General features: G+C 49.5%; 25 protein-coding genes and 1 riboswitch. Of the genes, 7 read left to right on the forward strand and 18 right to left on the reverse strand.

The annotated features are described in order from the left end of the window. Positions 1–113: 113 nt before the first annotated feature. Positions 114–275, forward strand: a complete 162-nt coding sequence (locus ICC18_RS25185) for a mechanosensitive ion channel protein MscL (protein ID WP_188177221.1) — start codon at positions 114–116, stop codon at positions 273–275. Between the two features lie 37 nt (positions 276–312). On the opposite strand, the gene ICC18_RS25190 is transcribed toward ICC18_RS25185, so the two are convergent. The 3 genes from ICC18_RS25190 to ICC18_RS25200 all read right to left on the reverse strand — a co-directional run bounded on the left by ICC18_RS25190 (position 313) and on the right by ICC18_RS25200 (position 1,835). Continuing rightward, entirely contained in the window at positions 313–990 is a 678-nt protein-coding gene (locus ICC18_RS25190) for a glycoside hydrolase family 73 protein (RefSeq protein WP_188177222.1), read from the reverse strand. A 207-nt stretch (positions 991–1,197) separates the two neighbouring features. After that, entirely contained in the window at positions 1,198–1,557 is a 360-nt protein-coding gene (locus ICC18_RS25195; protein WP_188177223.1) for a HesB/IscA family protein, read from the reverse strand. A 101-nt stretch (positions 1,558–1,658) separates the two neighbouring features. Next, positions 1,659–1,835: an aspartyl-phosphate phosphatase Spo0E family protein gene (locus tag ICC18_RS25200; protein ID WP_312029605.1), complete on the reverse strand. Its 177-nt coding sequence runs from the start codon at positions 1,833–1,835 to the stop codon at positions 1,659–1,661. Positions 1,836–2,156: 321 nt separating this feature from the next. Between ICC18_RS25200 and mqnE the strand changes: the two genes are divergently transcribed. Together mqnE and ICC18_RS25210 are read left to right on the forward strand one after the other, a co-directional pair. Further along, positions 2,157–3,257, forward strand: coding sequence for an aminofutalosine synthase MqnE (mqnE, locus tag ICC18_RS25205; RefSeq protein WP_188177224.1), 1,101 nt, complete (start codon positions 2,157–2,159; stop codon positions 3,255–3,257). A gap of 49 nt (positions 3,258–3,306) precedes the next feature. Further along, positions 3,307–4,371 carry an NAD(P)/FAD-dependent oxidoreductase gene (locus ICC18_RS25210; protein ID WP_188177225.1) on the forward strand — a complete coding sequence of 355 codons (1,065 nt, stop codon included), beginning with the start codon at positions 3,307–3,309 and terminating at the stop codon, positions 4,369–4,371. Between the two features lie 5 nt (positions 4,372–4,376). On the opposite strand, the gene ICC18_RS25215 is transcribed toward ICC18_RS25210, so the two are convergent. Continuing rightward, entirely contained in the window at positions 4,377–4,631 is a 255-nt protein-coding gene (locus ICC18_RS25215; RefSeq protein ID WP_188177226.1) for a YuzB family protein, read from the reverse strand. Positions 4,632–4,720: 89 nt separating this feature from the next. Between ICC18_RS25215 and ICC18_RS25220 the strand changes: the two genes are divergently transcribed. Beyond that, positions 4,721–4,966 carry a NifU family protein gene (locus tag ICC18_RS25220; RefSeq protein WP_188177227.1) on the forward strand — a complete coding sequence of 82 codons (246 nt, stop codon included), beginning with the start codon at positions 4,721–4,723 and terminating at the stop codon, positions 4,964–4,966. Positions 4,967–5,015: 49 nt separating this feature from the next. Here ICC18_RS25220 and ICC18_RS25225 read toward each other — a convergent pair whose 3' ends face one another. The 7 genes from ICC18_RS25225 to ICC18_RS25255 all read right to left on the reverse strand — a co-directional run bounded on the left by ICC18_RS25225 (position 5,016) and on the right by ICC18_RS25255 (position 11,663). Next, entirely contained in the window at positions 5,016–5,609 is a 594-nt protein-coding gene (locus ICC18_RS25225; RefSeq protein ID WP_188177228.1) for a DJ-1/PfpI family protein, read from the reverse strand. A gap of 57 nt (positions 5,610–5,666) precedes the next feature. Further along, positions 5,667–5,749, reverse strand: a riboswitch (ZMP/ZTP riboswitch). A 51-nt stretch (positions 5,750–5,800) separates the two neighbouring features. Beyond that, complete coding sequence (locus tag ICC18_RS25230; RefSeq protein ID WP_188177373.1) at positions 5,801–6,586, reverse strand: SDR family oxidoreductase; 786 nt, start codon at positions 6,584–6,586, stop codon at positions 5,801–5,803. Between the two features lie 13 nt (positions 6,587–6,599). Beyond that, complete coding sequence (locus ICC18_RS25235) at positions 6,600–7,310, reverse strand: Cthe_2314 family HEPN domain-containing protein (RefSeq protein ID WP_188177229.1); 711 nt, start codon at positions 7,308–7,310, stop codon at positions 6,600–6,602. Between the two features lie 30 nt (positions 7,311–7,340). After that, complete coding sequence (locus ICC18_RS25240; RefSeq protein WP_188177230.1) at positions 7,341–8,297, reverse strand: DMT family transporter; 957 nt, start codon at positions 8,295–8,297, stop codon at positions 7,341–7,343. Next, on the reverse strand, positions 8,294–10,057 hold the full coding sequence (locus ICC18_RS25245) for a UbiD family decarboxylase (protein WP_188177231.1): 1,764 nt from the start codon (positions 10,055–10,057) through the stop codon (positions 8,294–8,296). The genes ICC18_RS25240 and ICC18_RS25245 overlap by 4 nt, the downstream gene beginning before the upstream one ends. Before the next feature lie 163 nt (positions 10,058–10,220). After that, entirely contained in the window at positions 10,221–11,135 is a 915-nt protein-coding gene (locus ICC18_RS25250; RefSeq protein ID WP_188177232.1) for a COX15/CtaA family protein, read from the reverse strand. Positions 11,136–11,315: 180 nt separating this feature from the next. Continuing rightward, on the reverse strand, positions 11,316–11,663 hold the full coding sequence (locus ICC18_RS25255) for a thioredoxin family protein (RefSeq protein WP_188177233.1): 348 nt from the start codon (positions 11,661–11,663) through the stop codon (positions 11,316–11,318). 176 nt (positions 11,664–11,839) lie between these two features. On the opposite strand from ICC18_RS25255, the gene ICC18_RS25260 reads away from it, so the two are divergent. Next, positions 11,840–12,679 (forward strand): SPFH domain-containing protein, encoded by an 840-nt coding sequence (locus tag ICC18_RS25260; RefSeq protein ID WP_188177234.1) that lies wholly within the window; start codon positions 11,840–11,842, stop codon positions 12,677–12,679. A 13-nt stretch (positions 12,680–12,692) separates the two neighbouring features. Continuing rightward, the gene (locus ICC18_RS25265) at positions 12,693–12,896 is read left to right on the forward strand and encodes a type II toxin-antitoxin system antitoxin (protein ID WP_188177235.1); all 204 of its coding nucleotides are present in this window, start codon (positions 12,693–12,695) and stop codon (positions 12,894–12,896) included. 68 nt (positions 12,897–12,964) lie between these two features. Here the strand turns inward: ICC18_RS25265 and ICC18_RS25270 are convergent, their stop codons facing one another. Both ICC18_RS25270 and ICC18_RS25275 read right to left on the reverse strand, forming a co-directional pair. Continuing rightward, positions 12,965–13,381, reverse strand: coding sequence for a DUF4183 domain-containing protein (locus ICC18_RS25270; protein ID WP_188177236.1), 417 nt, complete (start codon positions 13,379–13,381; stop codon positions 12,965–12,967). A gap of 22 nt (positions 13,382–13,403) precedes the next feature. Beyond that, positions 13,404–13,733, reverse strand: a complete 330-nt coding sequence (locus tag ICC18_RS25275) for a DUF4183 domain-containing protein (RefSeq protein WP_188177237.1) — start codon at positions 13,731–13,733, stop codon at positions 13,404–13,406. 216 nt (positions 13,734–13,949) lie between these two features. Between ICC18_RS25275 and ICC18_RS25280 the strand changes: the two genes are divergently transcribed. Beyond that, positions 13,950–15,236 (forward strand): DUF2515 domain-containing protein, encoded by a 1,287-nt coding sequence (locus ICC18_RS25280; RefSeq protein ID WP_188177238.1) that lies wholly within the window; start codon positions 13,950–13,952, stop codon positions 15,234–15,236. On the opposite strand, the gene ICC18_RS25285 is transcribed toward ICC18_RS25280, so the two are convergent. Genes ICC18_RS25285 through asnB form a run of 5 tightly spaced genes read right to left on the reverse strand, consistent with a single transcriptional unit; the run spans position 15,233 to position 20,885 of the window. Next, on the reverse strand, positions 15,233–16,921 hold the full coding sequence (locus ICC18_RS25285) for a putative polysaccharide biosynthesis protein (RefSeq protein WP_188177239.1): 1,689 nt from the start codon (positions 16,919–16,921) through the stop codon (positions 15,233–15,235). The genes ICC18_RS25280 and ICC18_RS25285 overlap by 4 nt on opposite strands. 19 nt (positions 16,922–16,940) lie before the next feature. Beyond that, complete coding sequence (locus ICC18_RS25290; protein WP_188177240.1) at positions 16,941–17,663, reverse strand: ThuA domain-containing protein; 723 nt, start codon at positions 17,661–17,663, stop codon at positions 16,941–16,943. 29 nt (positions 17,664–17,692) lie between these two features. Beyond that, on the reverse strand, positions 17,693–18,172 hold the full coding sequence (locus ICC18_RS25295; RefSeq protein ID WP_188177241.1) for a DUF456 domain-containing protein: 480 nt from the start codon (positions 18,170–18,172) through the stop codon (positions 17,693–17,695). A 36-nt stretch (positions 18,173–18,208) separates the two neighbouring features. After that, positions 18,209–18,961, reverse strand: coding sequence for a Cof-type HAD-IIB family hydrolase (locus ICC18_RS25300; protein WP_312029607.1), 753 nt, complete (start codon positions 18,959–18,961; stop codon positions 18,209–18,211). A gap of 49 nt (positions 18,962–19,010) precedes the next feature. Then, entirely contained in the window at positions 19,011–20,885 is a 1,875-nt protein-coding gene (gene asnB, locus ICC18_RS25305) for an asparagine synthase (glutamine-hydrolyzing) (RefSeq protein WP_188177243.1), read from the reverse strand. Positions 20,886–20,955 lie beyond the last annotated feature (70 nt).

A 20,955-nucleotide genomic window follows, 5' to 3' on the forward strand; every position in this document is an offset into this window, starting at 1 on the left:
AACATTACCTTGAGCATGTTCACAAAATTGAAAAACAAAATTAATCGTCATTTAATATTCATAGCTTACAATGATCGTATAAAGTTCAAATCAACTTATGAGGAGCAAAAAAAATGATCGTCTATGATATTGTCGTTAATGGGGAAATCAAGGAAACAATCAAGCCTCGCAAAAATCGCTTGAAAGAGATTTATGCTTATATGCAAGAGCAGACCAAACTAATGAAAGCCAAGTATGGTGAGAATGTCAAAATTAAAGGCCGCATGGTGTACTAAGGAATTTGTTTCCCCAACACCGCGGCCTTTTTTCTTATTAGATAATTCCTTTTCGATGAAGTACCGTAAGCAATCTGTAGAAATCGTAGCTCCCGCCATTCGGTGTATCGATCAAACCGGAAGCGACTGCTGCATCCACAGCTGCCTTAGCCCATCCCGGCACAGCATCGAATGATAGCTGCTTTTCTAACGCATTAACCTGATTTTGTAAACCCTCGATTTGCTTCCGCAACTCCTCAAGCATACGTGCTACCTCCTGATCGTATTGCTTTAATTGATAAGTTTGAATCAATGTGTTCAGCTTACTCGTATATGCTGGGTCTGTAGCGTAACCGCTATTCTGCAGCGCTCTTGTCTGTTCTTCGGAAGATTTGGCTTGCCTCACACTCGTGTATCGCGAAAATTGAAAAAGTAAATCTTGATCACGGAAGCTGTCTTCGATGTTCCGATAAGCTCGAAAATCGCCCGGTACGTTATCATAGCGAGTCCCATTTACAACTTCCCATGTTTTCGCCGATACTCGGTCTCCATGCCAGTAAGGTGTGGTCTGCCCATTCCCTACCTTGTATCCAACCAAATTGTTCCACGCGTTAACTTTTCCGCCGGTCTCCAAGATGGCCTGAGCAATCCGAACCGACGGGTAAATGGATGAACCCTCGAGACGCAGCTTAACGGCAATCGGAGCCAACAATTGAATAAACTCTTGTCTTGTCAAAGACCTCCCTCCTTTCTTTTCTCTGAATACTTATACCGTAACTGTTGTTATTGCATGGTTACCCTTCTTATATAATACTATGTTCATTGATAATAGATTGACCAATATAAGAATCTAGATAGGATAAATTTCTTGCTAAGAGATGCAAAAAAACCTTCCAAGGCTACTTGGAAGGTTGAGAAATCAAAGTCTGGATGTTATCGCTTCTTAATCCTCACAAGGTTGAGCTAAACCTTCTTCTTCCTTGTGTTTGAACGACTGACCGCATCCGCAGGATGCTACGGCGTTCGGATTATTAATGGAGAAGCCTCCGCCCATGCCAGCATCCGAGTAGTCAATCTCAACGCCATATAAGTATTTGGAGCTGTCTTCGTCCACTACGACCTTCAGGCCGTGAATTGTCATTACTTTATCGTCATCCTTCTGATCGTCGTCGAAACCCATGCCATAGGAAAAGCCGCTGCAGCCTCCGGCCTTCACGCCAAGACGCAAGAACAGGTTCGGTGATTCTTCAGAAGCGAGTAGCTCCTTGATTTTGTCGCAAGCTGATTCACTAATGGTAATCATAAGGAAATCCCTCCTATTGTAAGCCCAAGCGATACGATACGCTTACTAATTAGTATACTCTTATTCATCGTATTGCTCAAGGGCAGTGCAACTACTCGAAATTACCCGCGCCTTATTGCATAGTACTGCAAGAGCAGCTCGTCCAATTGTTGGCTGCATTGCTGCACTTCAGGATGAAGAAAGCCATATTCATTACTCAATATAACCATTTGGCCCCGAAGCTGCTCGATCTCTATATTCAATCGTTCCTGAGGTTCGGTCACGAAAATCGATTGCACGATATAATCACCTTTTTGCACACGTTATCACATTGGATTAGTATACAGGAATTTGGGAATATTGGGAATATGTTTTAATAGATTCTATGAATGATTTACGGATTTGTGTCGATTGTCGGATTATCGCCACGTATATATTGCCCGTCCCAACTCGTAGGTTTATAATAGGATGGATTGCTTGCGCGTTATTTATTAAATGAGCGCATTCGCTTCTTTCGATGCCGGATGCGTCCATTTTGTATGTACTCATTTATTATGATTCAACATATGCGGATGCTTACGCAGTTAGTTTTGCCGCAAAACTCTAAGGAGGTAGAAAACATGAGCGTTGTGATCACGAATCCGGACAAACGGATGGCTGAAATCGCCGAAAAGGTTGATCATGGCCAGCGGTTATCATTGGAAGACGGTCTATTTTTGTATCAATCGGACGATTTGTTAACCATTGGTCAATTAGCGAACAAAGTAAATACGCGGATGAACGGAAACAAGGTTTATTTTGTGCAAAATATGAGCTTGTATTTCACCAACGTATGCGAAGAGCGCTGCGCGTTCTGCCATTTCCGCCGCGATGAGGGGGAGGAAGGCGCTTATACGCTCACTCCGGGTCAGATGCTGGAATATGTGGCTGAGAACTATTACCCTGAGATTCGGGAATTCCATATCAGTCAGGGACATAATCCGCATTTACCGTTCGAATATTACGTCGATTGCATCCGCCAGCTGAAGCAAGCTTATCCGGATGTCACCATTAAAGCTCATACGGCGGCTGAGATTGAATTTTTCTCGCGCATTAGCGGACTTAGCTTCCGGGATGTGCTGAAGACCCTCATGGACGCCGGTTTATCGACACTCCCAGGCGGTGGCGCAGAGATTCTTACGGAGCGCTATCGCAATAAAATGAAAGTGGAAAAAGCATCGTCCGAGGAATGGCTCGACGTACACCGGAACGCACATCAGCTCGGTATGAAAACACATGCGACCATGCTGTACGGTTCGATTGAGACGATGGAGGAACGGATTCGTCACATGATGCTGCTTCGCGAGCTGCAGGACGAGACAGACGGGTTCCTAGTTTTCATTCCGAATTCGATTCAGCCGGCAAGCAAAAACGCCGGTCTCAAAAAGCGGGTTCCTGCGTTCGACGAATTGAAAACCATCGCGATCAGCCGGTTGATGCTGGATAACTTCCCGCATATTAAAGCATATTTTATCAATATCGGTACGAAGCTGACCCAGTTGTCATTCACTTTCGGCGCATCAGACGCTCACGGAACGATTGTGAAAGAACGCATTTCGCATGCAGCAGGAGCTTTGTCTCCGGAAGGACTGACTCGTGACGAACTTGTTTGGCTGATCAAAGGCGCAGGCCGTGTCCCTGTTGAACGCGATACCTTTTATAATGAAATCAAGGTTTATTAGTCATACTAACACATAGAGATGAAGAAGATCAGAAGGGATTTTGGGCGTAATGAAAAAGTTTGTCATTCTTGGAGGGGGTTATGGTGGTCTGACCATAGCCTTGAACATGCTGGAGAAGGATTTGCCTGATGATACGGTGCTCGTACTCGTGGATAGAAGTCCGTTTCAAGGACTGAAAACCGAATATTATGCACTGGCTTCAGGCACGATCGCGGAGACGCACATTCGTGTTGCTTATCCGGTTGACCCGCGATTAATACTAGCCTATGGAGAGGTTACGGAAGTAGATTTGGCTAACAAGCAGATTCTATTTGCCGACAAAGAGCCTCTGGCTTATGATTGGTTAGTCATCGGGCTCGGCTGTGTAGACAATTATCATGGAATTCCTGGGGCGGAAGAACATTCTTACAGCATCCAAACACTTTCCCAAACCCGCAACACGTATCAGCGCGTGAATGATATTGCTCCATACGGTCAAATCTCTATTGTTGGCGGCGGGTTGAGCGGCGTTGAGATGGCGGCTGAGCTGCGCGAGAGCAGACCGGATTTGAATATTCGGCTGATTGACCGCGGACCTAGCCTGCTTTCATCGTTCCCGAGCAATTTGCAGCAGTTTGTGCGTGATTGGATGATAGAACATCATATCGAGCTTCGTCCCCATGTTTCCCTTGTCCGTCTAGACGGCGGAGATTTGTACAATCAGGATGAAATCATTAAGACCGATGTGACGATCTGGACCGCAGGCATTCAACCCACGCCAGTCGTGCAAGCCCTGCAAGTGCCCAAAGATAAACAAGGCCGCATCTTACTGAACGAATACCATCAAATTCCGGAGCATCCGGAGGTTTTTGTAGTCGGTGACTGCGCTTCCCTTCCGTTCTCGCCAAGTGCACAAGCCGCGCAAGCCCAAGGTAAGCAAATAGCAGAAGTGATGCTCTCCATCTGGAGAGATGAAATACCGAAACTGGGAAAAATCAAGCTCCGGGGAACGCTTGGCTCCCTCGGCAAGAAGACCGGCTTTGGCATCATGGGCAAACGAACGCTAATGACCGGCAAAATCGCTCGCGCGATCAAAAGCGGCGTGTTATGGAAGTCCAAACGCCATTTCGGATAAATCTGTCAGTCACCAAGAAGATCATACATCGCTTCAATTTCCTTAATTTTTTCGAGAATTTTTTCGTAGAGTTTGTCGGCGTTCGATGCGGCAATAATCTCGCCGTTTAGCAATGCGTAAGGTTCCATATAGCACTGCCCGCAATTTCCGAGACAGCCGTATTCAATCACGTCATAGTCCGGATTTTGTTCCAGAGCTTTCATCACTTTATCTGTTCCATGGTGCATATTGCTGGCACAAAATTCAATAATAGGTCTCATGATAGAAATCCACCTTATGTTATTAGTTGAAAACCATTTTCATTTGATTAGTATTGTACTATAATAAAATAAGAAAGGAGATGAATCAAATGTCCGAAAGAACAAAAGAAGTGATCTATGATGAAGTCCTTGAGGTTTTAGATAAACTCCGTCCTTTTCTCCAACGCGATGGCGGTGACGTTGATCTGGTTGATGTGGAAGATGGCGTAGTCAAGCTGAAACTGATGGGTGCATGCGGCAGCTGCCCAAGCTCAACAATCACGTTGAAAGCTGGCATCGAGAGAGCATTGGTTGAAGAAGTAGAGGGCATTCAAGAAGTCGTTCAAGTATTCTAATCGACTTACACATAAAAAAGAGCCTACCATGCGGTAAGCTCTTTTTGCATTATACCAGATAATCAGCATCCAGCTGCCCTGTTCGATAATAAGGATAGTCCATGGAGACTTGAATCTCGCGAACCGTATCGGCATCGGTTAACAATTCCAGAACATAAAGCCCCAAATCAATCGAGGTAGCTACCCCGCCGCCTGTAATCAGGTTGCCATCCCGTACGATGCGCGCTTTGACGACCTCCTTGCAATATGGCTCCAATAATTCATAAGCGGGAGGATTCGTGGTCGCTCGTTTTCCTTCCAGAAATCCGGCAGCGCCTAACAGCAAAGCTCCTGTACAGACGCTAACTTTATAGGGAACATCTCTGGCTGTTCGGATCCAGCTTACGAATTCTTCATTGAATCGTAACGTTCGGGTACCGCGGCCTCCTGGGATGAATACTAGATCGTATGCAGAGAGATCCGGACGGATGTGCTGAATGTTCATGGATACTCCTAGTTCATCCGTTATTTGGGCTGTGGTGGCGCACAGATCCCAATTCACATCTTTCCCCAGTCCAAGAAATTTAAGCCGGGTTACCGCATCGTAGAAGCCAATGAAATCCAGGGTCGTCATTTGATCGAACAAGATAAACGCCATTTTCATAAAATACACCCTCCCTTTGGAATTATGAAAACAAAAAAAGCATCTGATCGATGATCAAACGCTTGCCCAGGCGTACGGCCTATGAACGATGCGCTCCCTCATGGTTATGCTCCATGTTTACGCCAGTCACACATCGTTTAACGATTGTTTTCATTTTAATAGTTTATTCCAAAATTTTCAAGAAAAAAGAATTAATCTTTGCGCTGCTTGAGCACCGGCAAAGTCTGAATCGGGTCCAAGCCCCCGGAAATATCCATAATATTTCCCGTGATGAAATCAGATTCAGGCAAACACAAAAAGCCAATCACCCTTGCTACATCTTCGCCCGTTCCGGGTCGTCCAATCGGAGTTTCACCGTCAGCCTCCTGACGCGCTTCCTCCATCGTACGCTCCTTGTTACGGCCACGGATATCCCCGGGGCAGATCATATTGACGGTAATGCCATTAGCAGCTTCTTCCTCCGCCAACGTCTTCGTAAAAGAAACCAATCCAACCTTGGCGGCTGCATATACAGCACGATGTGTCCATCCTCTTGCTTCGGCTGCTTTCCCAAATCCAAAGTGAATGATGCGCCCCCATCGCTGCGCTCTCATCATCGGCAGAACCAAATGATCGAGCTCCATGACGCCCAGCAAATTACCGCGTGTCAAATATTCGATTTCATCCATCTGGTAGTCGGCAAAAAAGCGCCTTTCTCTGAAAAAAGGTCCGGCATTGTTCACGAGAATATCAATCGGTCCGAGACCTGCGATCGTTTCATCCACCATCCGGAGAATGTCCTCCCGCTTGGCTACATCGCCTTGAACGGCAATACTTCGAACGCCGAGCTGCTGCAGTTGCTTGACGAGCAAGGACGCTTCCTCTTCGCTGTTGACATAATTGACTGCAACATGACAGCCTTGATTCGCCAGCGTAATCGCTGTCATTTTCCCCAAACCTTTGGCGCTGCCCGTAATCAGAACCGTTCGTCCTCTCAAATCCATGGTCCTCTTACCCCTTTGCATGGCTTGCCGTCATATAACTGAACGCTACTGTTAAGGTTCGGCATACCATATCAAATCCCTGCTGAAGATCGGCAACATTCGATTTTACATTTTCGATATGAATGCGTTCACCCGGCACGGGCTCTTTTTGCATCAGATCGTCCAGCATTTCGGCATTCATATAATGAATTTCCATATTCCGTTGATTGCGCAGCCGGTCCAGCACAGCTTTATAGTCCATTTTGAGATTGTAGAGCTGAAGTTCAAGCGAGCCATGGATGCGATGTTCATGCATGCGGCGCAACACGGTGAAATACGAAAAACGGGCCTTAACGCTTTCCGTCTTCATTTCAAACAAATCGTTCATAAAAGCCCCGAGCTTGTCGAGAATAGAAAATAGGCGGATAAAGGCATTCTTATAAAAATATACGAAACGATGATAGTCTTCAAGCTCTGCCGGATTCATTTCTTCCAGAAAAGCTTTGCTGATATGTTCCGCATAACGTTCGCAGCAATATTTGCTTTGCTCCAGCTCATCAAGGGCGTCGAGAAAACCTTTGCTCCAAATGGCGAGCCGATGGTGCCTCATCATTGCCGAAGTACTGCCGCTTCGCTCGTTCGCTTCCAGCAATCGGATATAGCTTTTGACCGCATTGCCGGTTTCAAGCAGAAGGCCGCTATCCTTGCGTCTAGGTTCGTTAAACAAGATGCGCAGCATGGGCACACTCCCTTTTTGTGAAGATGACGATTATAACTTGGCCGTCTGATCGCTTAATGCGGTTCTCCGCACGGTTTGTGTGCGATCCCGTTGCACCAGATACATAGCGGTTAGAACGCCGGCTCCTCCAATATACTGATAAAGCGATATCGATTCATGCAAAATAAAATACCCTGGAATGGCAGCCGTAACGGGCAGCAAATAGCCGTAAGCAGATGATTTGAATGGCCCCAGACGCGCAAGACTCCAGTTGTGAATCGAGAAGCCAAGCGCTGTTGCTAAAAGCGAGGTATAGATGAGGCTTATCCATCCGGTTGCCGAAATGGCTGTAAAATATGCGGCATCCGCCCGCCATAACACGAAAGGCAGCAAGGATAAGGCACCTGCCGTCATCTCGAGTGAAATCAGAAGCGTCAGCGGGTAGCGATGCACAAGCCTGTTCATCCCGATTAGATAAATCGCTCCCATCACACTGCGCAAGAGCAGCAGGATATCTCCTTTCATGGTGTCGGCGCCGAGATGAAAACCGGTTGCTCCGCCCGAAACAATGATGATCACGCTGAACAGCGCGAGTGGGATGCCAACGAAGATACGCCATGACAGCTTAACTTGCCGGGCGAGCAGAGCGATGACGACCGTGATGACAGGCATGAAGCCTCGTCCTAGGACCGCACCGTTGGCTGAGTTGGAGAACTGCAGCGCGTACTGCAGCATCGCCTCCATCCCAACCGCGTTGAGTATGCCCAAGCCGCACACCAGGATTATATCACGCGGAGCAATCTGGATCTTGAGCGCATTCGAACGATAATAGAAGTAAGTATAGACCCATAGCAATGGAATCATACTCGCAAATCGCAACCCATTAAAAACAAGAGGGTCCCATTCGGTGCCCCCGATTTTCATCGAAGTCAGATTGATACCCCAGAGCACATAGACGAGAACGAAACCCGCATGCGGATAAAGCTTATTTAGACGGTCCGGGCTCATGCGAAATATTCCTTCCAGCGCGAATCGACAAGCTCCACGATATCTTCGCGGGGGAACAACTCGTCCGGATAACCCGGCTTCATGCGGGCATCAATAACGATCGGAAGTTCATACGAGATATGGTGTCGATTCACACTCGACAGCGCGTACATATCCGTCGCAGGATTGAAACGCGTGAATACCGTCCACAGGAATTTGGTTTGATCGTATGCGATGCCGCCGGCATCGTCAACGAGTATGACCAACGGCCAATCGGTCAAGCGGCTGGCCGCATTGGCCAGAAGGCGCTGGGGCAGCTCGGGCTCATCTGAATAAGCTGCGCCGGATACAAGCAGACATCCTCCGCAATAGACGGCGATATCTTGAATTTCCGGCAGCTCGCCTGCGATGTACGCTCTCGGCAGCTCGCGTACGGGATTGCCCGTACCGAGCAGCACGGCTTTGCTGCCGTGATTGAGCTCGCCGCCCGTATAGTCAAGCGTATCATGCGATGTTTTGTTGAAAATGAACAAATCCCGATGCGGATCGAATCGTTCCAAAACGGTTTCGAGCAGCTGCGTGAAGTTCGCCAAGACGACCGGCTGATCCGTCAAGATGAGGAACTTGGTCAGCGACAGCTGACCTTCTCCGAGTATGCGGAACGCCGTGCCCAGCGCTTCACGGCTGTAGCTTTCGCGGACGACGGCAGCGGCGAGCGGGTGAAACCCGGTCTCTGCATACGTCCACAGGTCTTTGACCCCCGGCATCGCCATCGGAAAAGCGGGCTCAAGCAGTCTTTGCAGGAATTCGCCGAGGAAGTAATCCTCCTGGCGGGGTTTGCCGACGATCGTCGCCGGGTAGATCGCGTCTCTTCGGTGCCATACATGATTCACGTTGAAGACAGGGAAATCATGGATGAGCGAGTAATACCCGAAGTGGTCGCCGAACGGCCCTTCGGGGCGTCTCAGATGCGGCGGGACGGAACCGCATATCGCGAACTCCGCCTCGGCGACGAGGCGGTGCCCCCCATGGGGGTTGTCCACCATGGGGAGCTTCTGCCCGAGGATGAGCGATGCGAGCATCAGCTCGGGCAGGTGTTCGGGCACCGGCGCAATTGCCGAAGCGATGAGCGCAGGCGGCCCTCCCAGGAACACGGTGACGGGCAGCGCCTTATTGCGCTTCTCGGCTTCGTGATAGTGGAAGCCGCCGCCTTTATGGATTTGCCAATGCATCCCTGTCGTCCGGTCATCATACACCTGCATGCGATACATGCCCAGGTTATGATGACCTCCGTCCGGATGCTCGGTATACACGAGCGGCAGCGTCACAAACGGGCCGCCATCCTCCTGCCAGCTTGTCAGGACAGGCAGTCCGGCGAGCGGGTTGTCCCGCTTGATGGCGCCAAGAATCGGCGCTTGGCTCGGCTGTATCCGTTTCGTTCCGACCTTAAGCAGGTCGAAAATAAGATCTCGTTCGCCCCACAATGCTTTGGGCGTAGGCGGCATCAACGTGCTTGTCGCGTTAACAACCGCTTTCATAAACTGTTCCGGCTTCGGGCCGAATGCCAGATCAACGCGCCGCGTTGTACCGAATAAGTTCGTAACAACCGGGAAGGAACTGCCCTTGACGTTGGTGAAGAGCAGCGCCGGACCTTGCTCGTCGATGACGCGGCGATGAATTTCGGCCAGCTCCAGATTCGGATCCACCGGAGCGGATATTTCAATCAATTGTTTTTCGCGGCGTAAAATTTCAAGAAAAGCTCGTAAGTTAGTCGGTACCATTTAGCGTTCCACCTTTGATAAGAGTGATGGGGTTTACATGAAATGAATGAGGCATGGGATAAGACGCAGGAATAGACTGCACTGGGTTGGGCTATGCTGAATTGGTTGTGCCATGCATATTTTGCAGTTAAAGCAAAGAAAAGAGACCGTCCCTAGGTCTTTTTCAACCCGGATGGGACTGCCCCTTGCGGTCATACAGCGTCAGTACGCATAAATAACATAAAAAGCCAAACAAACAAGCGATAATAATAGCGTGGATCATTCCCGTAAATAAGTAGGCCACATCGTTACCCATGGACCAGGTCACGACAGCCCCGCTCAACACTTGCATCAGGACAAGGATCAATGACCATTTGCTGCCGGCCACTAATCGGTCTGAAGCTTGGTACTGACGCTTGGCTTGCAGGTATAGGAACAAAATGCAGAAGAACAGCAGCAGCGCAGCAACACGGTGCGTAAACACAATTCCCGTTGCCCCGCTCAGCTCTGGAATCACTTCACCGTTACACAGCGGCCACCCGGAACATCCTCCCGAGGAAACGGTATGACGTACGAAAGCGCCGAGGTAAACGACAACGTAGCTGTAGATTGCCGTGATCCATACCAGCACTTTAAAACCGGTGCGAATCTTGCGGTCTTGCTGATATTGCCCCAAGGGCGTAAAGACGAGCGAAAGCAGCAGCGCGAAGGCGAAAGCCAGCAGCGAGAGACCGAAATGCAGCGCCAGCACGAGCGATGATTGCGGCCATATGACCGCCATAGCGCCCATTCCTGCTTGAATGAGCGTCATCAAGACCGTACCGCTAATAAACCATTTGGCATCTGCCCGCTTCACATAGCGGAACACCAGATAAAACGTAACGACCAAGATCAATGTCACGATGCCGACAACCAATCGATGACTGTATTCAATAAAAGATGAAATCGTATAAGCCGGGATCAATTTGCCGTTACAGAGCGGCCAGTCGTCTCCGCAGCCTCTGCCGGCCTCGGTCTTTGTTACGAGCGCACCCATGGCGAGAATGAGGAACATGCCAAAAGCGGACAGATTCGCAAATCTCTGTGTAAGTTTTTGCATGATGGCACCTACTTCTATATGTGACTTCTGTATAGCTGATGTCGAATTATGCTCTTTCCGTTTCAATTATATCTTTAAATGTTAGGCAAATCCATTCGCAAATGTTACAAAGCTCCGAAACTGGTAGTAGTCCTTCGCCTAACGAAAAAACGACCCTGAGGGGCCGCTCGATCAGGCTATTCAAGATTTCGCTAACGCATCCGCCACTTCGACGGCTCTGTCCAAAAACTGCTCAATTTCTTCGCGTGTTTTGCGAAGCTTGCTGACGAATCGGACCAGTTCATTGCCTTCGCGAAAAGCAATAAAGCTGGGAATGCCCAGGATATTGAGCTGTTCGCAAAGATCCGGCACTTCATCGCGGTCTAATTCAATGAAAGTAATACGGTCTGCATAAGCTTTTTCGATTTCCGGCATAAAAGGTTCGATATAGTGGCAATCTTTGCACCATGTCGTCTTGAAAACAGCCACGGTCACTTGAGATTGCGAGATTTGTTCTTGAAAGTCTTGTTCTTTCGATACTTTGCGCATAGCCGGCACCTCACAGCAAGGGAATTTACTAACTTATAGCATGCCCGAAAATCAGTGTCAAGGATTACCGAGCGGGAAAAATTAATGTGCTCCGTTTATATTTACATAAAAAGCAAAAAGTGATATCATAAAAATATCAAATCAATATTTAGTTACTTGGAAAGGGTGCTGCTTACATGAAAGAAACGAAAGCTTGGTCACTGAATGGGTTTCTAGGATTGCTCTTATTTATTGCAGGTGCAGGAATCGGCATTTACCTGCTTATTCAACAAATTATCTCATTAGGCATCATTATGGTCGTCTTTGGATTCATTTTTGTATCGACGATCACGGTGGTTCAGCCGAATGAAGCCTCGGTCATTACTTTCTTTGGCAGCTACTTGGGAACGATCCGGAAAAGCGGACTTTGGCTCATTGTTCCCTTCTCGAGCAGAAAGAAAATATCGCTTCGCGTACGTAACTTTAACAGTGCGAAATTAAAAGTAAATGATATCGAAGGAAACCCTATAGAGATTGCTTCAGTGGTCGTATTTAAAGTTGTTGATACCTACAAAGCGCTCTTTGAAGTCGATAATTATGATAAATTCGTAGAGATTCAAAGCGAAACGGCTTTACGCCATGTTGCCAGCAAATATCCTTATGACCGCTATGAAGAAGACGGCTACTCCCTGCGAGGCAATGCCGACGAAGTCGCAGCAGAGCTCAGCCAGGAGTTACAGGAACGCCTCGCAGTAGCCGGCGTTGAGGTCATCGAATCACGGCTGACGCATCTCGCCTATTCGACGGAAATTGCCAGCGCCATGCTCCAGCGTCAACAGGCTTCCGCCATCCTTTCGGCCCGCCATAAAATCGTTGAAGGCGCTGTCGGCATGGTTCAGATGGCCATCACTCAACTGGAAGCTGAAGGATTAAAGCTGGATGAAGAGAAAAAAGCGGCCATGATCAACAATCTGCTTGTCGCGATTGTATCTGACCGCTCGGCGAGTCCGGTTATCAATACCGGTACGCTGTACTAACAGGATCTTTGTTATGGCACCAAAGAAAAATTTCCCGCTCCGGCTCGATCCGAAACTCTACGAGGCGCTGGAGCGCTGGGCCGAGGACGAGTTCCGCAGCGTCAACGGGCACATCGAGTATTTGCTTCGCGAGGCGCTTCATCGCGCGGGTCGACTTCCGAAGCCTGGTACAGGTCTAAGTACAGTGACGCCTCCTCTTGAAGAGAATGAATCATAGCTTTAATAAAACACGAAAAACCATCCAACCGTGTAACTGTTGAGATGGTTTTTCACTTTGTTATCTTGTTAAGTTGTTACCGTAATCGTTGGCGCGGATATTGTTGGTTCTGTAGTAATCGAGGAGCTGGTCGTGGAGTAATCAACAACTTCGAGTACAACCGGCGTACCGGCTAATGCTGCGGTCGTTGCAAGAACCAGCGATGCCGTTGTTAATGTCGAAAGCCCTCCTTCTTGCAAAAGGCCGTTGACATATACATTGATATAGCCTGCTGTAGGTACAGCAGGTAAATTCGCAATCGCATCCCCGTTATCATCCAAAAAGCTCGCCGCCGGTATCGTTGTGTCTGTTGTGATCATTCCAGCTGTAATCGTAGCATTGAATCTGGTAACGTTCGGGTCTACAGTTGTCGTAACGACACCACCTGTGGCAACAGGCGTCGATGCTGTAGCAGTAACAAACAATTTAATCAGTGAAGCTGCCATTCGTTCACCCCCCTTCGTTAATTTACCTGCAGATCCGAATACTTTGGACGATGATCGGCACTCCTTTTTCCGGCACATCATCCGAAGTAAAGCGGATGGAGCCATCCCGGATCCGGTATAACGATTTGGGCTGCAGGACGCCGTTCACAAAGACTTGAGCATATGAAACCGATTTGGGGCTTGGAATGCGCTGAATGCCGTAGCCGGGGGTTTTGTCTTGTTCGGTATAGACGTTCTTCTCTCCATCGGAAACAGCGTAAAAGAAGTACGTTTTTCCGTAGAGCTTTTTCTTTATGATCTTTCGCTTTTTTTTGGCACATTTCCGTAAGCAGCGTTTTATGCATTTTTTCATTCTGATGTGAATCACCCCACATTCGACCCTGCCAATTGCTTCTATTTTATGCCGATTCGCTTGGTATTTATTGGATGTTCATATGTGGTTGTAGCCCTAATTCCTACAATTAGGCACGCGATTGCAGCCATAAGCCGATTTTCTTCACATACCTATAAGAGATAGAGCAAACAATACCTGGTACTACGCACCAGTCCAGAAACAGGAGGATAACCTATGGGAGGAACCGCAGATAGGGGAAAAAGGAGCATTCTCCGTATTTTAGGCAAACTCGTACAATTGCCGAAGGCGTTACTGCACCTGCTGAAATACGAAGCATCATCTATGACAGATTCCGCCCAAAAGACTGATTCGTTGGAGACGATTCCGGTTTCTCCCGAGACGATTCAGCGGTTAGAGAAGGGGTGGAAACAGCAACTTAAGCTGCAGCATGCTGAATCAGCCGGCACACAGCTCTCCGCAGAGGAGAAGCAGATCGTGAAACGTCTCAAAGAAGCGACTCACCGTGAGAATCGGAACAACGTGATACGTACGAAGGCATATTGGACTGCATACCGGGAGCATCCTGAGCTTCACTGGGCGCTGCTCGCCCATATGGTTTCACGTAATGGCGGATGGACGATGACCGATCTGCGCGGGGAACTCCTCCCTCATTTGCTGAGCGATGAACAGGCGGAGAATATGTTTGCTTTTCTGGAGCGAGCCAATGGCTTGATCTTCCACGATGCTTATCCGCAGTTGCTGTTGTATAGGGAAAGCAAGGAACGGAAGCGCAACTTATTTCATTTGCTGCCTCATTTCGGTGTATCGGCTTGGATGGAGCCGGTTTGGAACGACTTTTGGACACATCAAGACTCTGCAGCTCTCACAATTTCACTGATTATCAATGAACAAAATTACATAGAAAAGCGCATTGTCCAAAACAACTGGTATCAACAATCCGTTCTGAGTACCCCTTTATTCAAGACACAGGGATGGCTTCAGTTAAATCAGGTGGGCTTCCCATTTCTAGCGGATCATGGCGCTTCTGCCCCACCACGCCTTGCCGGACTTATTCTCGAAAATTTTGCCGATCTGGGAGAACGCATCGAATTCGGGAAAAGCTTATATGCCATCCTTTTCGGCGTGCCTGCCGTACATCAAGGTGTGTTGCGCTTTGCCGAATCAAGTCCTCATACCGGATCTCGCGCTGATTACTGGCCGCACTTATTCGCGGCAATACGAAAAGCCCCTCCTGAAACAAGCTATCAGGAGAGGCTGAATGGCTGCGTGTTGAAGAAAGGGGCAGCACCCTTGTATAGTCCACCGCTGGCACAGGCTTGGCCTGATCGAAGGCTGGAGCCTGCAGAGCCGGAGGATTGGTTTGTCGATGTCCGGAAGCCGCTTGCTCATATGTGCCCGATTGCGGTTCCTTCCCCTTTTGAGTTGACGAATGAATCCTGCGCAGCGTTAAACATGATCGAGCTTGCCGTTTTGGCCGAGCAGGCGATTCAGCTTTCTTAAGCGCGCTTGGTCAGCCGCACGGCCTTGGCGATGATTTTTTGCAGCGGCGCGGGAAAGTTCTTGACGTCGTCCTTGGTCACGACGCGAGTCGCCATCAACATGATCGGATACAAAGCCGCTGTAAAGCAGCAAACGAGGATGGCATTGATGCCTTCGTTCAGACGGTACAGCTGAAAGGGCTGCACATAATTGTGAGTCAGCCATTCTGCCGTTAAACCAAGGATAGCTATAACCGCTACCGATAACAGAAGGCCGGTAAAGCGGCGTCCAAGTATGGTGAAATCCACTTCTTGACGCAAAGAGCGTATGTTCAACCATGACATGGCGATGAAGCACAGTCCAGTGGAAACGATAATGCCGTAAATACCAAACCATTGCGCCAGCAGGAAGCTTCCTGCCAGCTTCACTGTAACGCCTACGACCACATGAACCATCAACGGTTTCATCCGCCCCATACCCATGAGTACGGCTCCGGAAGTCTGCATGACGATTTGGAACATCGCGCTTAACGTAAGCAGTGAAATCATATGAGGGCCATGACTCATCCCATAGGCCGTATCTTCATGACCAAAGAGGAAAAAATCCAGCGGGCGGGCTGCAATGCTGATGACGAGTACGGCCGGAAGACCGGATAAAATGGCCAGCTGCAGCACCCGGGTGGTCTGATGTCCGACTTGCGTCATATCTTTACGGGAGTAAGCTCCCGATATGATCGGGACGACGGATTGGCTGAGCGCAATGGCAAGAATGATCGGAATGCCTGCCAAAGACTGGGCTCGTCCCCCCATAATACCGACCAGCCCCAACGCTTCGTTCCTGCCGATCGTACCCTCCAGAAGGGGAATAATGATCGAGGTATCGATCGCATAAACAAGCGTTACGGTTACCGAAAAAATAACGATCGGTATCGAAAGCTTAAGAAGGCTACGATAAATTTCCTTGTAGCTTATTAGCTTCGGCGTCGAATCGCCAGCTGTTGCGGTCGCCAGATGATCTTGGGCCGCTTGCGAGACGCCCCGCTGGACCGGCCTTGCATCGCTGCGCTTCAGCTTTATCGCATAATACAGCATGACCGCGAGCGCCGCCACTCCGCCCATTACGCCGCCAAAAGACGCTCCAGCGACTCCCCAGCCCAAACTGAGGTCAAGCAAGAAGTAGGCCAATGCGATGGATGTCACGAGCCTGAATATTTGTTCCACGACTTGCGAAACGCCGTTAGGCATCATATTCCGTCTGCCTTGAAAATACCCCCGCATGATGGCAATCAGGGGGAACATCAGCATGGCCGGTGCAATAGCTCTAGTTGCCATTGTTGCATCCGGACCGCCAAGCGAAATCGTTTCCGCATATAACGGAGCAAATGCATAAAGCAGGACCGTCATGCCGACTCCGGCCACAACGGCAAACCAAATCGCGGCGCGATAAATGCGTTCTGCTTCCGCTTGCCGGCCGATGGCGTATTTTTCAGAAACCATTTTACTTAAAGCGCTTGGAATACCGGCCGTTGCGACCACCAGCAGAATTGAATATAAGTTAAAAGCAATCGAATAACTGCCCATTCCTTCCTCGTGAAGCAGATGGACCAGCGGAATTCGCTGGAAAACGCCGAGAAACCGCGCTAGAAGCGCGGCCACGGTGAGAATGAGCGTCCCTTTTACTAGAGAATCTTTCGTTTCTTTCGTCAACGTCCGTTCCTTCTCTCTCTTATTTCGCTTTAATCTCTTCTAACGGCTTGTGATTGCCGTAATAATGGCGTTCGCCATGAACAGGGGCGGCCCATTTGATCCCGTTAGAAATGACTTTGAGCACATTTTCGTTGTAGTAGGTTGGATGTGTTTCATGCCCAGGGCGGAAATAGAACACTTTGCCGTTGCCGCGATGATACGTTACGCCGCTGCGGAATACTTCCCCGCCTTCAAACCAGGAGATGAAAATCAGTTCATCCGGCGCCGGAATGTCAAAATGCTCCCCGTACATCTCTTCATGCTCCAGCTCAAAGTACTGGCCCAAGCCTTCCGCAATCGGATGCGCAGGATCAACAACCCAGATGCGCTCCTTTTCATTCGCTTCTCTCCATTTCAGGTCGCAGGAGGTGCCCATCAATTTCTTGAAAATTTTGGAGAAATGGCCGGAATGAAGCACAATCAGCCCCATGCCTTGCCACACTCTTTGCTGTACGCGGTCTACGATCTCATCCGCGACCTTATCATGGCCGATATGTCCCCACCAAATCAGCACATCGGTTTGATCAAGTACCTCTTGTGTCAGACCGTGCTCCGGCTGATCGAGGGTTGCAGTGCGCACCTCGAAATCAGACCCGGCAATACCCTCGGCGATCGCTTGATGAATCCCTTTGGGATAAATGTTTTGAACTTCTTTGTGCGTCTGTTCGTGCAAATTTTCGTTCCATACCGTAACACGGATCATAGCGGAGCACCTCCTTAAGTTTTTCAAATTTAAAATACCCAAATGAAGAAAATAGCGATCATGATCAGCTGCAGCACGATTTTGACGACGGTGCTGGCAAAAAATCCGAGCACAGAACCGAGCCCGACGCTGAACGCCTTTTTGAACTCGGTCCCGATAATCAGCTCGCCAATAACCGCGCCTAAGAACGGCCCGATAATCAAACCGAATACCGGGATTATAAAAGGACCGAGAATTAACCCGATCGTGCTTCCGATCACTGAAGCTCTGTTGCCTCCGAATTTTTTGACCCCGAGGGCGCTAACCGCATAATCGGCCACGATAACGATCAGCACGATTAACGATTGAATCAGCCAAAACCAGACGCCAAACGGTTCAAAGCTGATCATCCACCCATAGAGGAAAAACGCTCCGTAAATCGCGAGCACACCGGGCAGCACCGGATAAACGGCGCCAACCATGCCCACTACAAATAATAGGATAACCAAAATCCAGCCCAACACATCCATGTTGTGGCAGCTCCCTCCATTGAACGGATATGGATACTACGGTTTTAACATATATTCATGAATGACTTTGGCAACCCCATGTTCCTCATTGGTGACCGTTGTGATATCTGCGATCCGTTTCACTTCCTCTTGCGCATTGCCCATGGCAACGCCAAGCCCGGCGGCCCGAATCATCGTGATGTCATTTTCGCTGTCGCCCATCGCAATCACTTCGGACATAGAAATGCCCAGAAGCTTGCATACCGCTTCTATGCCGCTCGCCTTGCTGATTCCGCTCGGATTCAGCTCAATATTGCACGGGTGGGAATTCGTAATTTCAAGGGTGCCCCAGCTTTCCACCGTTTCCCGAATTTGCTTCAGCTTCTCGAGATTTTCGGTGTAGTAGCCGAATTTCAACCAATGTTTGGCGTCGATATCCATCGACTCGCTCTCGCGGTTGAAAACTCCTTCCACCGCATAAGCCCACCACCAGACGTCGTACTTTTGCGCGATGGCGTGAAGGCTGCGCACCGTATCCGCAGCAAGCAGCTGCCGGCTGAGCAGCTTGCCGGGCGCTTCCCATACCTCGCCGCCATTCACCGCAACGATCGGCGTTGTAAGCCCGAGCTCGTTCACATAAGGCATGGCGCTTTGTACGCCGCGTCCCGTCGACATGATCACGGTTTTACCCGCTTCCATTGCGGCGGCGATCGCTTCGCGATTCTCGGCCGAAATGACCTTATCCTCCGTGAGCAATGTCCCATCCATGTCCAGCGCAATCAATTTGTACGTGTTCGTGTTCGAACCCACAGACTTCATCCCCTGTCCCTGATCTTAGTAAAGCTTGCACAAGCCCTTACTAGTAAGCCGCCAGTACCTTCTTAGGTAATTCTTCCATATATGTCATATGCCATAGGGCAAAAATATAGATCGTCCAGATTCGGCGCGCGTAATCGCCCTGGCCGCTGCGATGCTTCTGCAGCATGCGCTCGACAGCCGCGGTATTAATATAATCTTCAATGCCGCTCGATTTAATCTGCTCGAGCAGGATGTCGCCCATCGGGCCGTGCACCCATTCGCGCAGCGGTACCGGGAAGCCAAGCTTCGGACGGTTCAAAATGAAGTCCGGGATGATCCCTTCCATCGCTTTACGGAAGATGTACTTCGTCGTGCCGTTCGCAATACGGTACTTCGCCGGAATGCGGCGCGCGACTTCGTACAGCTCCTTGTCGAGGAAAGGCACGCGAAGCTCAAGAGAGTGCGCCATCGTCATTTTGTCGGCTTTCATCAGAATGTCGCCAGGCATCCAGAGGTTCATGTCGATATACTGCATCCGGCTGACCGGGTCGAGATGCCTTGTTTTCGCGTAGTAATCACCTGCGATTTGCAGCGGGTTTTTATACGCGCGCAGCATCTCGCTGTCGAGGCGCAGCACTTCCGCCTTCATATCTTCGGTGAAGATTTTGGCGTTGCCGATGAAGCGCTCCTCCAGCGGCGTCGTGCCGCGCAGAAGGTAGTTACGCCCGGACACGCCGCTAGGCAGCATCCGTGCGAAGCGGTTCAGCATCCGCTTCACCGAATGCGGCAGCCGCTCAATCGGGCTGAGCGACAGCGGCTCGCGGTAAATACGGTAGCCGCCGAACAGCTCGTCCGCGCCTTCGCCGGACAGTACCACCGTCACGTGCTCGCGCGCAAGCTGCGCCACGTGATAGAGAGCAATGGCCGATGGATCGGCGACAGGCTCGTCCTGGTGCCAGATCGCATTCGGCAGCGTGTTAAAGAAGTCATCGCGGGTGATGATTTTATCGTAATGCTCAGTGCCCAGCGCGGCCGCCGTTTGGGCAGCGATCGGCGTTTCGTTGTTGGGCCCTTCGAAGCCGACCGAGAACGTCCGGATCGGCTCAATGTTTCGCATATGCGTCGCAATCGCGGTGGAGTCGATGCCGCTGGACAAGAAGCATCCGCGCTCCACATCGCTCACCATGTGATGCTTCACGGAATCTTTTAACGTTTCACGAATTTGCTCCACGTACTCGTCAAACGGGCGGTCTTCCGGCTCAAACATCGGATCCCAATACTTATGTATGGACATTTCACCGTCAAAAGTCACCTTTACATAGTGGGCAGGCGGCAGCTTTTGAATGCCGTGAAACATCGTATTCGGCTCCGGCACATATTGAAACGTCAAATAATTGAGCAGGCTGTCCGTGTGAATCAACCGGTTCATGCCGTCAGCAGCGAGCAGGCTCTTAATCTCCGAACCAAACAGGAATTGCCGGTCAGTGACATGATAATAGAACGGCTTAATGCCGAAATGGTCTCTCGCTCCGAACAGCTGCTTCTTCTTTTTGTCCCAAATGACGAAGCCGAACATGCCCCGCAAATGTTTGACGCATTCCTCTCCATACTCCTCATAGAGGTGAACGATGACCTCTGTATCGCTATGCGTACGGAATTGATGCCCGCGTTCCTGCAGCATTCCGCGCAGTGATTTATAATTATAAATTTCCCCGTTAAAAATGATCCAAACGGAATCGTCTTCGTTCGTCAAAGGCTGATGCCCTTCTTGGATGTCGATAATCGACAACCTGCGAAAGCCGAGTCCAATCCGATTATCTGTCCAAAAACCGGAATCGTTCGGTCCCCGGTGAACAATGACATCCGTCATTTGTTCCAACATCGCAACTGTCGGTTCTCTATCTTCAAAATACATCACACCTGCAATACCACACATGGTGAAAATTCACTCCTCCGCACCATCATCAATCGATCAGCTCTACTGTCGATACATTAGTATACCATAC

Origin of the sequence: Paenibacillus sedimenti (assembly GCF_014534655.1) — a bacterium.
Lineage (GTDB): Bacteria > Bacillota > Bacilli > Paenibacillales > NBRC-103111 > Paenibacillus_E > Paenibacillus_E sedimenti.

What these genes read in the sequence shown, in the direction of transcription:
- ICC18_RS25185 (WP_188177221.1), top strand. Translation starts at nt 114, where the DNA reads ATGATCGTCTATGATATTGTCGTTAATGGGGAAATCAAGGAAACAATC.
- ICC18_RS25195 (WP_188177223.1), bottom strand. Translation starts at nt 1,557, where the DNA reads ATGATTACCATTAGTGAATCAGCTTGCGACAAAATCAAGGAGCTACTC.
- mqnE (WP_188177224.1), top strand. Translation starts at nt 2,157, where the DNA reads ATGAGCGTTGTGATCACGAATCCGGACAAACGGATGGCTGAAATCGCC.
- ICC18_RS25210 (WP_188177225.1), top strand. Translation starts at nt 3,307, where the DNA reads ATGAAAAAGTTTGTCATTCTTGGAGGGGGTTATGGTGGTCTGACCATA.
- ICC18_RS25215 (WP_188177226.1), bottom strand. Translation starts at nt 4,631, where the DNA reads ATGAGACCTATTATTGAATTTTGTGCCAGCAATATGCACCATGGAACA.
- ICC18_RS25220 (WP_188177227.1), top strand. Translation starts at nt 4,721, where the DNA reads ATGTCCGAAAGAACAAAAGAAGTGATCTATGATGAAGTCCTTGAGGTT.
- ICC18_RS25225 (WP_188177228.1), bottom strand. Translation starts at nt 5,609, where the DNA reads ATGAAAATGGCGTTTATCTTGTTCGATCAAATGACGACCCTGGATTTC.
- ICC18_RS25235 (WP_188177229.1), bottom strand. Translation starts at nt 7,310, where the DNA reads ATGCTGCGCATCTTGTTTAACGAACCTAGACGCAAGGATAGCGGCCTT.
- ICC18_RS25240 (WP_188177230.1), bottom strand. Translation starts at nt 8,297, where the DNA reads ATGAGCCCGGACCGTCTAAATAAGCTTTATCCGCATGCGGGTTTCGTT.
- ICC18_RS25245 (WP_188177231.1), bottom strand. Translation starts at nt 10,057, where the DNA reads ATGGTACCGACTAACTTACGAGCTTTTCTTGAAATTTTACGCCGCGAA.
- ICC18_RS25250 (WP_188177232.1), bottom strand. Translation starts at nt 11,135, where the DNA reads ATGCAAAAACTTACACAGAGATTTGCGAATCTGTCCGCTTTTGGCATG.
- ICC18_RS25255 (WP_188177233.1), bottom strand. Translation starts at nt 11,663, where the DNA reads ATGCGCAAAGTATCGAAAGAACAAGACTTTCAAGAACAAATCTCGCAA.
- ICC18_RS25260 (WP_188177234.1), top strand. Translation starts at nt 11,840, where the DNA reads ATGAAAGAAACGAAAGCTTGGTCACTGAATGGGTTTCTAGGATTGCTC.
- ICC18_RS25265 (WP_188177235.1), top strand. Translation starts at nt 12,693, where the DNA reads ATGGCACCAAAGAAAAATTTCCCGCTCCGGCTCGATCCGAAACTCTAC.
- ICC18_RS25270 (WP_188177236.1), bottom strand. Translation starts at nt 13,381, where the DNA reads ATGGCAGCTTCACTGATTAAATTGTTTGTTACTGCTACAGCATCGACG.
- ICC18_RS25275 (WP_188177237.1), bottom strand. Translation starts at nt 13,733, where the DNA reads ATGAAAAAATGCATAAAACGCTGCTTACGGAAATGTGCCAAAAAAAAG.
- ICC18_RS25280 (WP_188177238.1), top strand. Translation starts at nt 13,950, where the DNA reads ATGGGAGGAACCGCAGATAGGGGAAAAAGGAGCATTCTCCGTATTTTA.
- ICC18_RS25290 (WP_188177240.1), bottom strand. Translation starts at nt 17,663, where the DNA reads ATGATCCGTGTTACGGTATGGAACGAAAATTTGCACGAACAGACGCAC.
- ICC18_RS25295 (WP_188177241.1), bottom strand. Translation starts at nt 18,172, where the DNA reads ATGGATGTGTTGGGCTGGATTTTGGTTATCCTATTATTTGTAGTGGGC.
- asnB (WP_188177243.1), bottom strand. Translation starts at nt 20,885, where the DNA reads ATGTGTGGTATTGCAGGTGTGATGTATTTTGAAGATAGAGAACCGACA.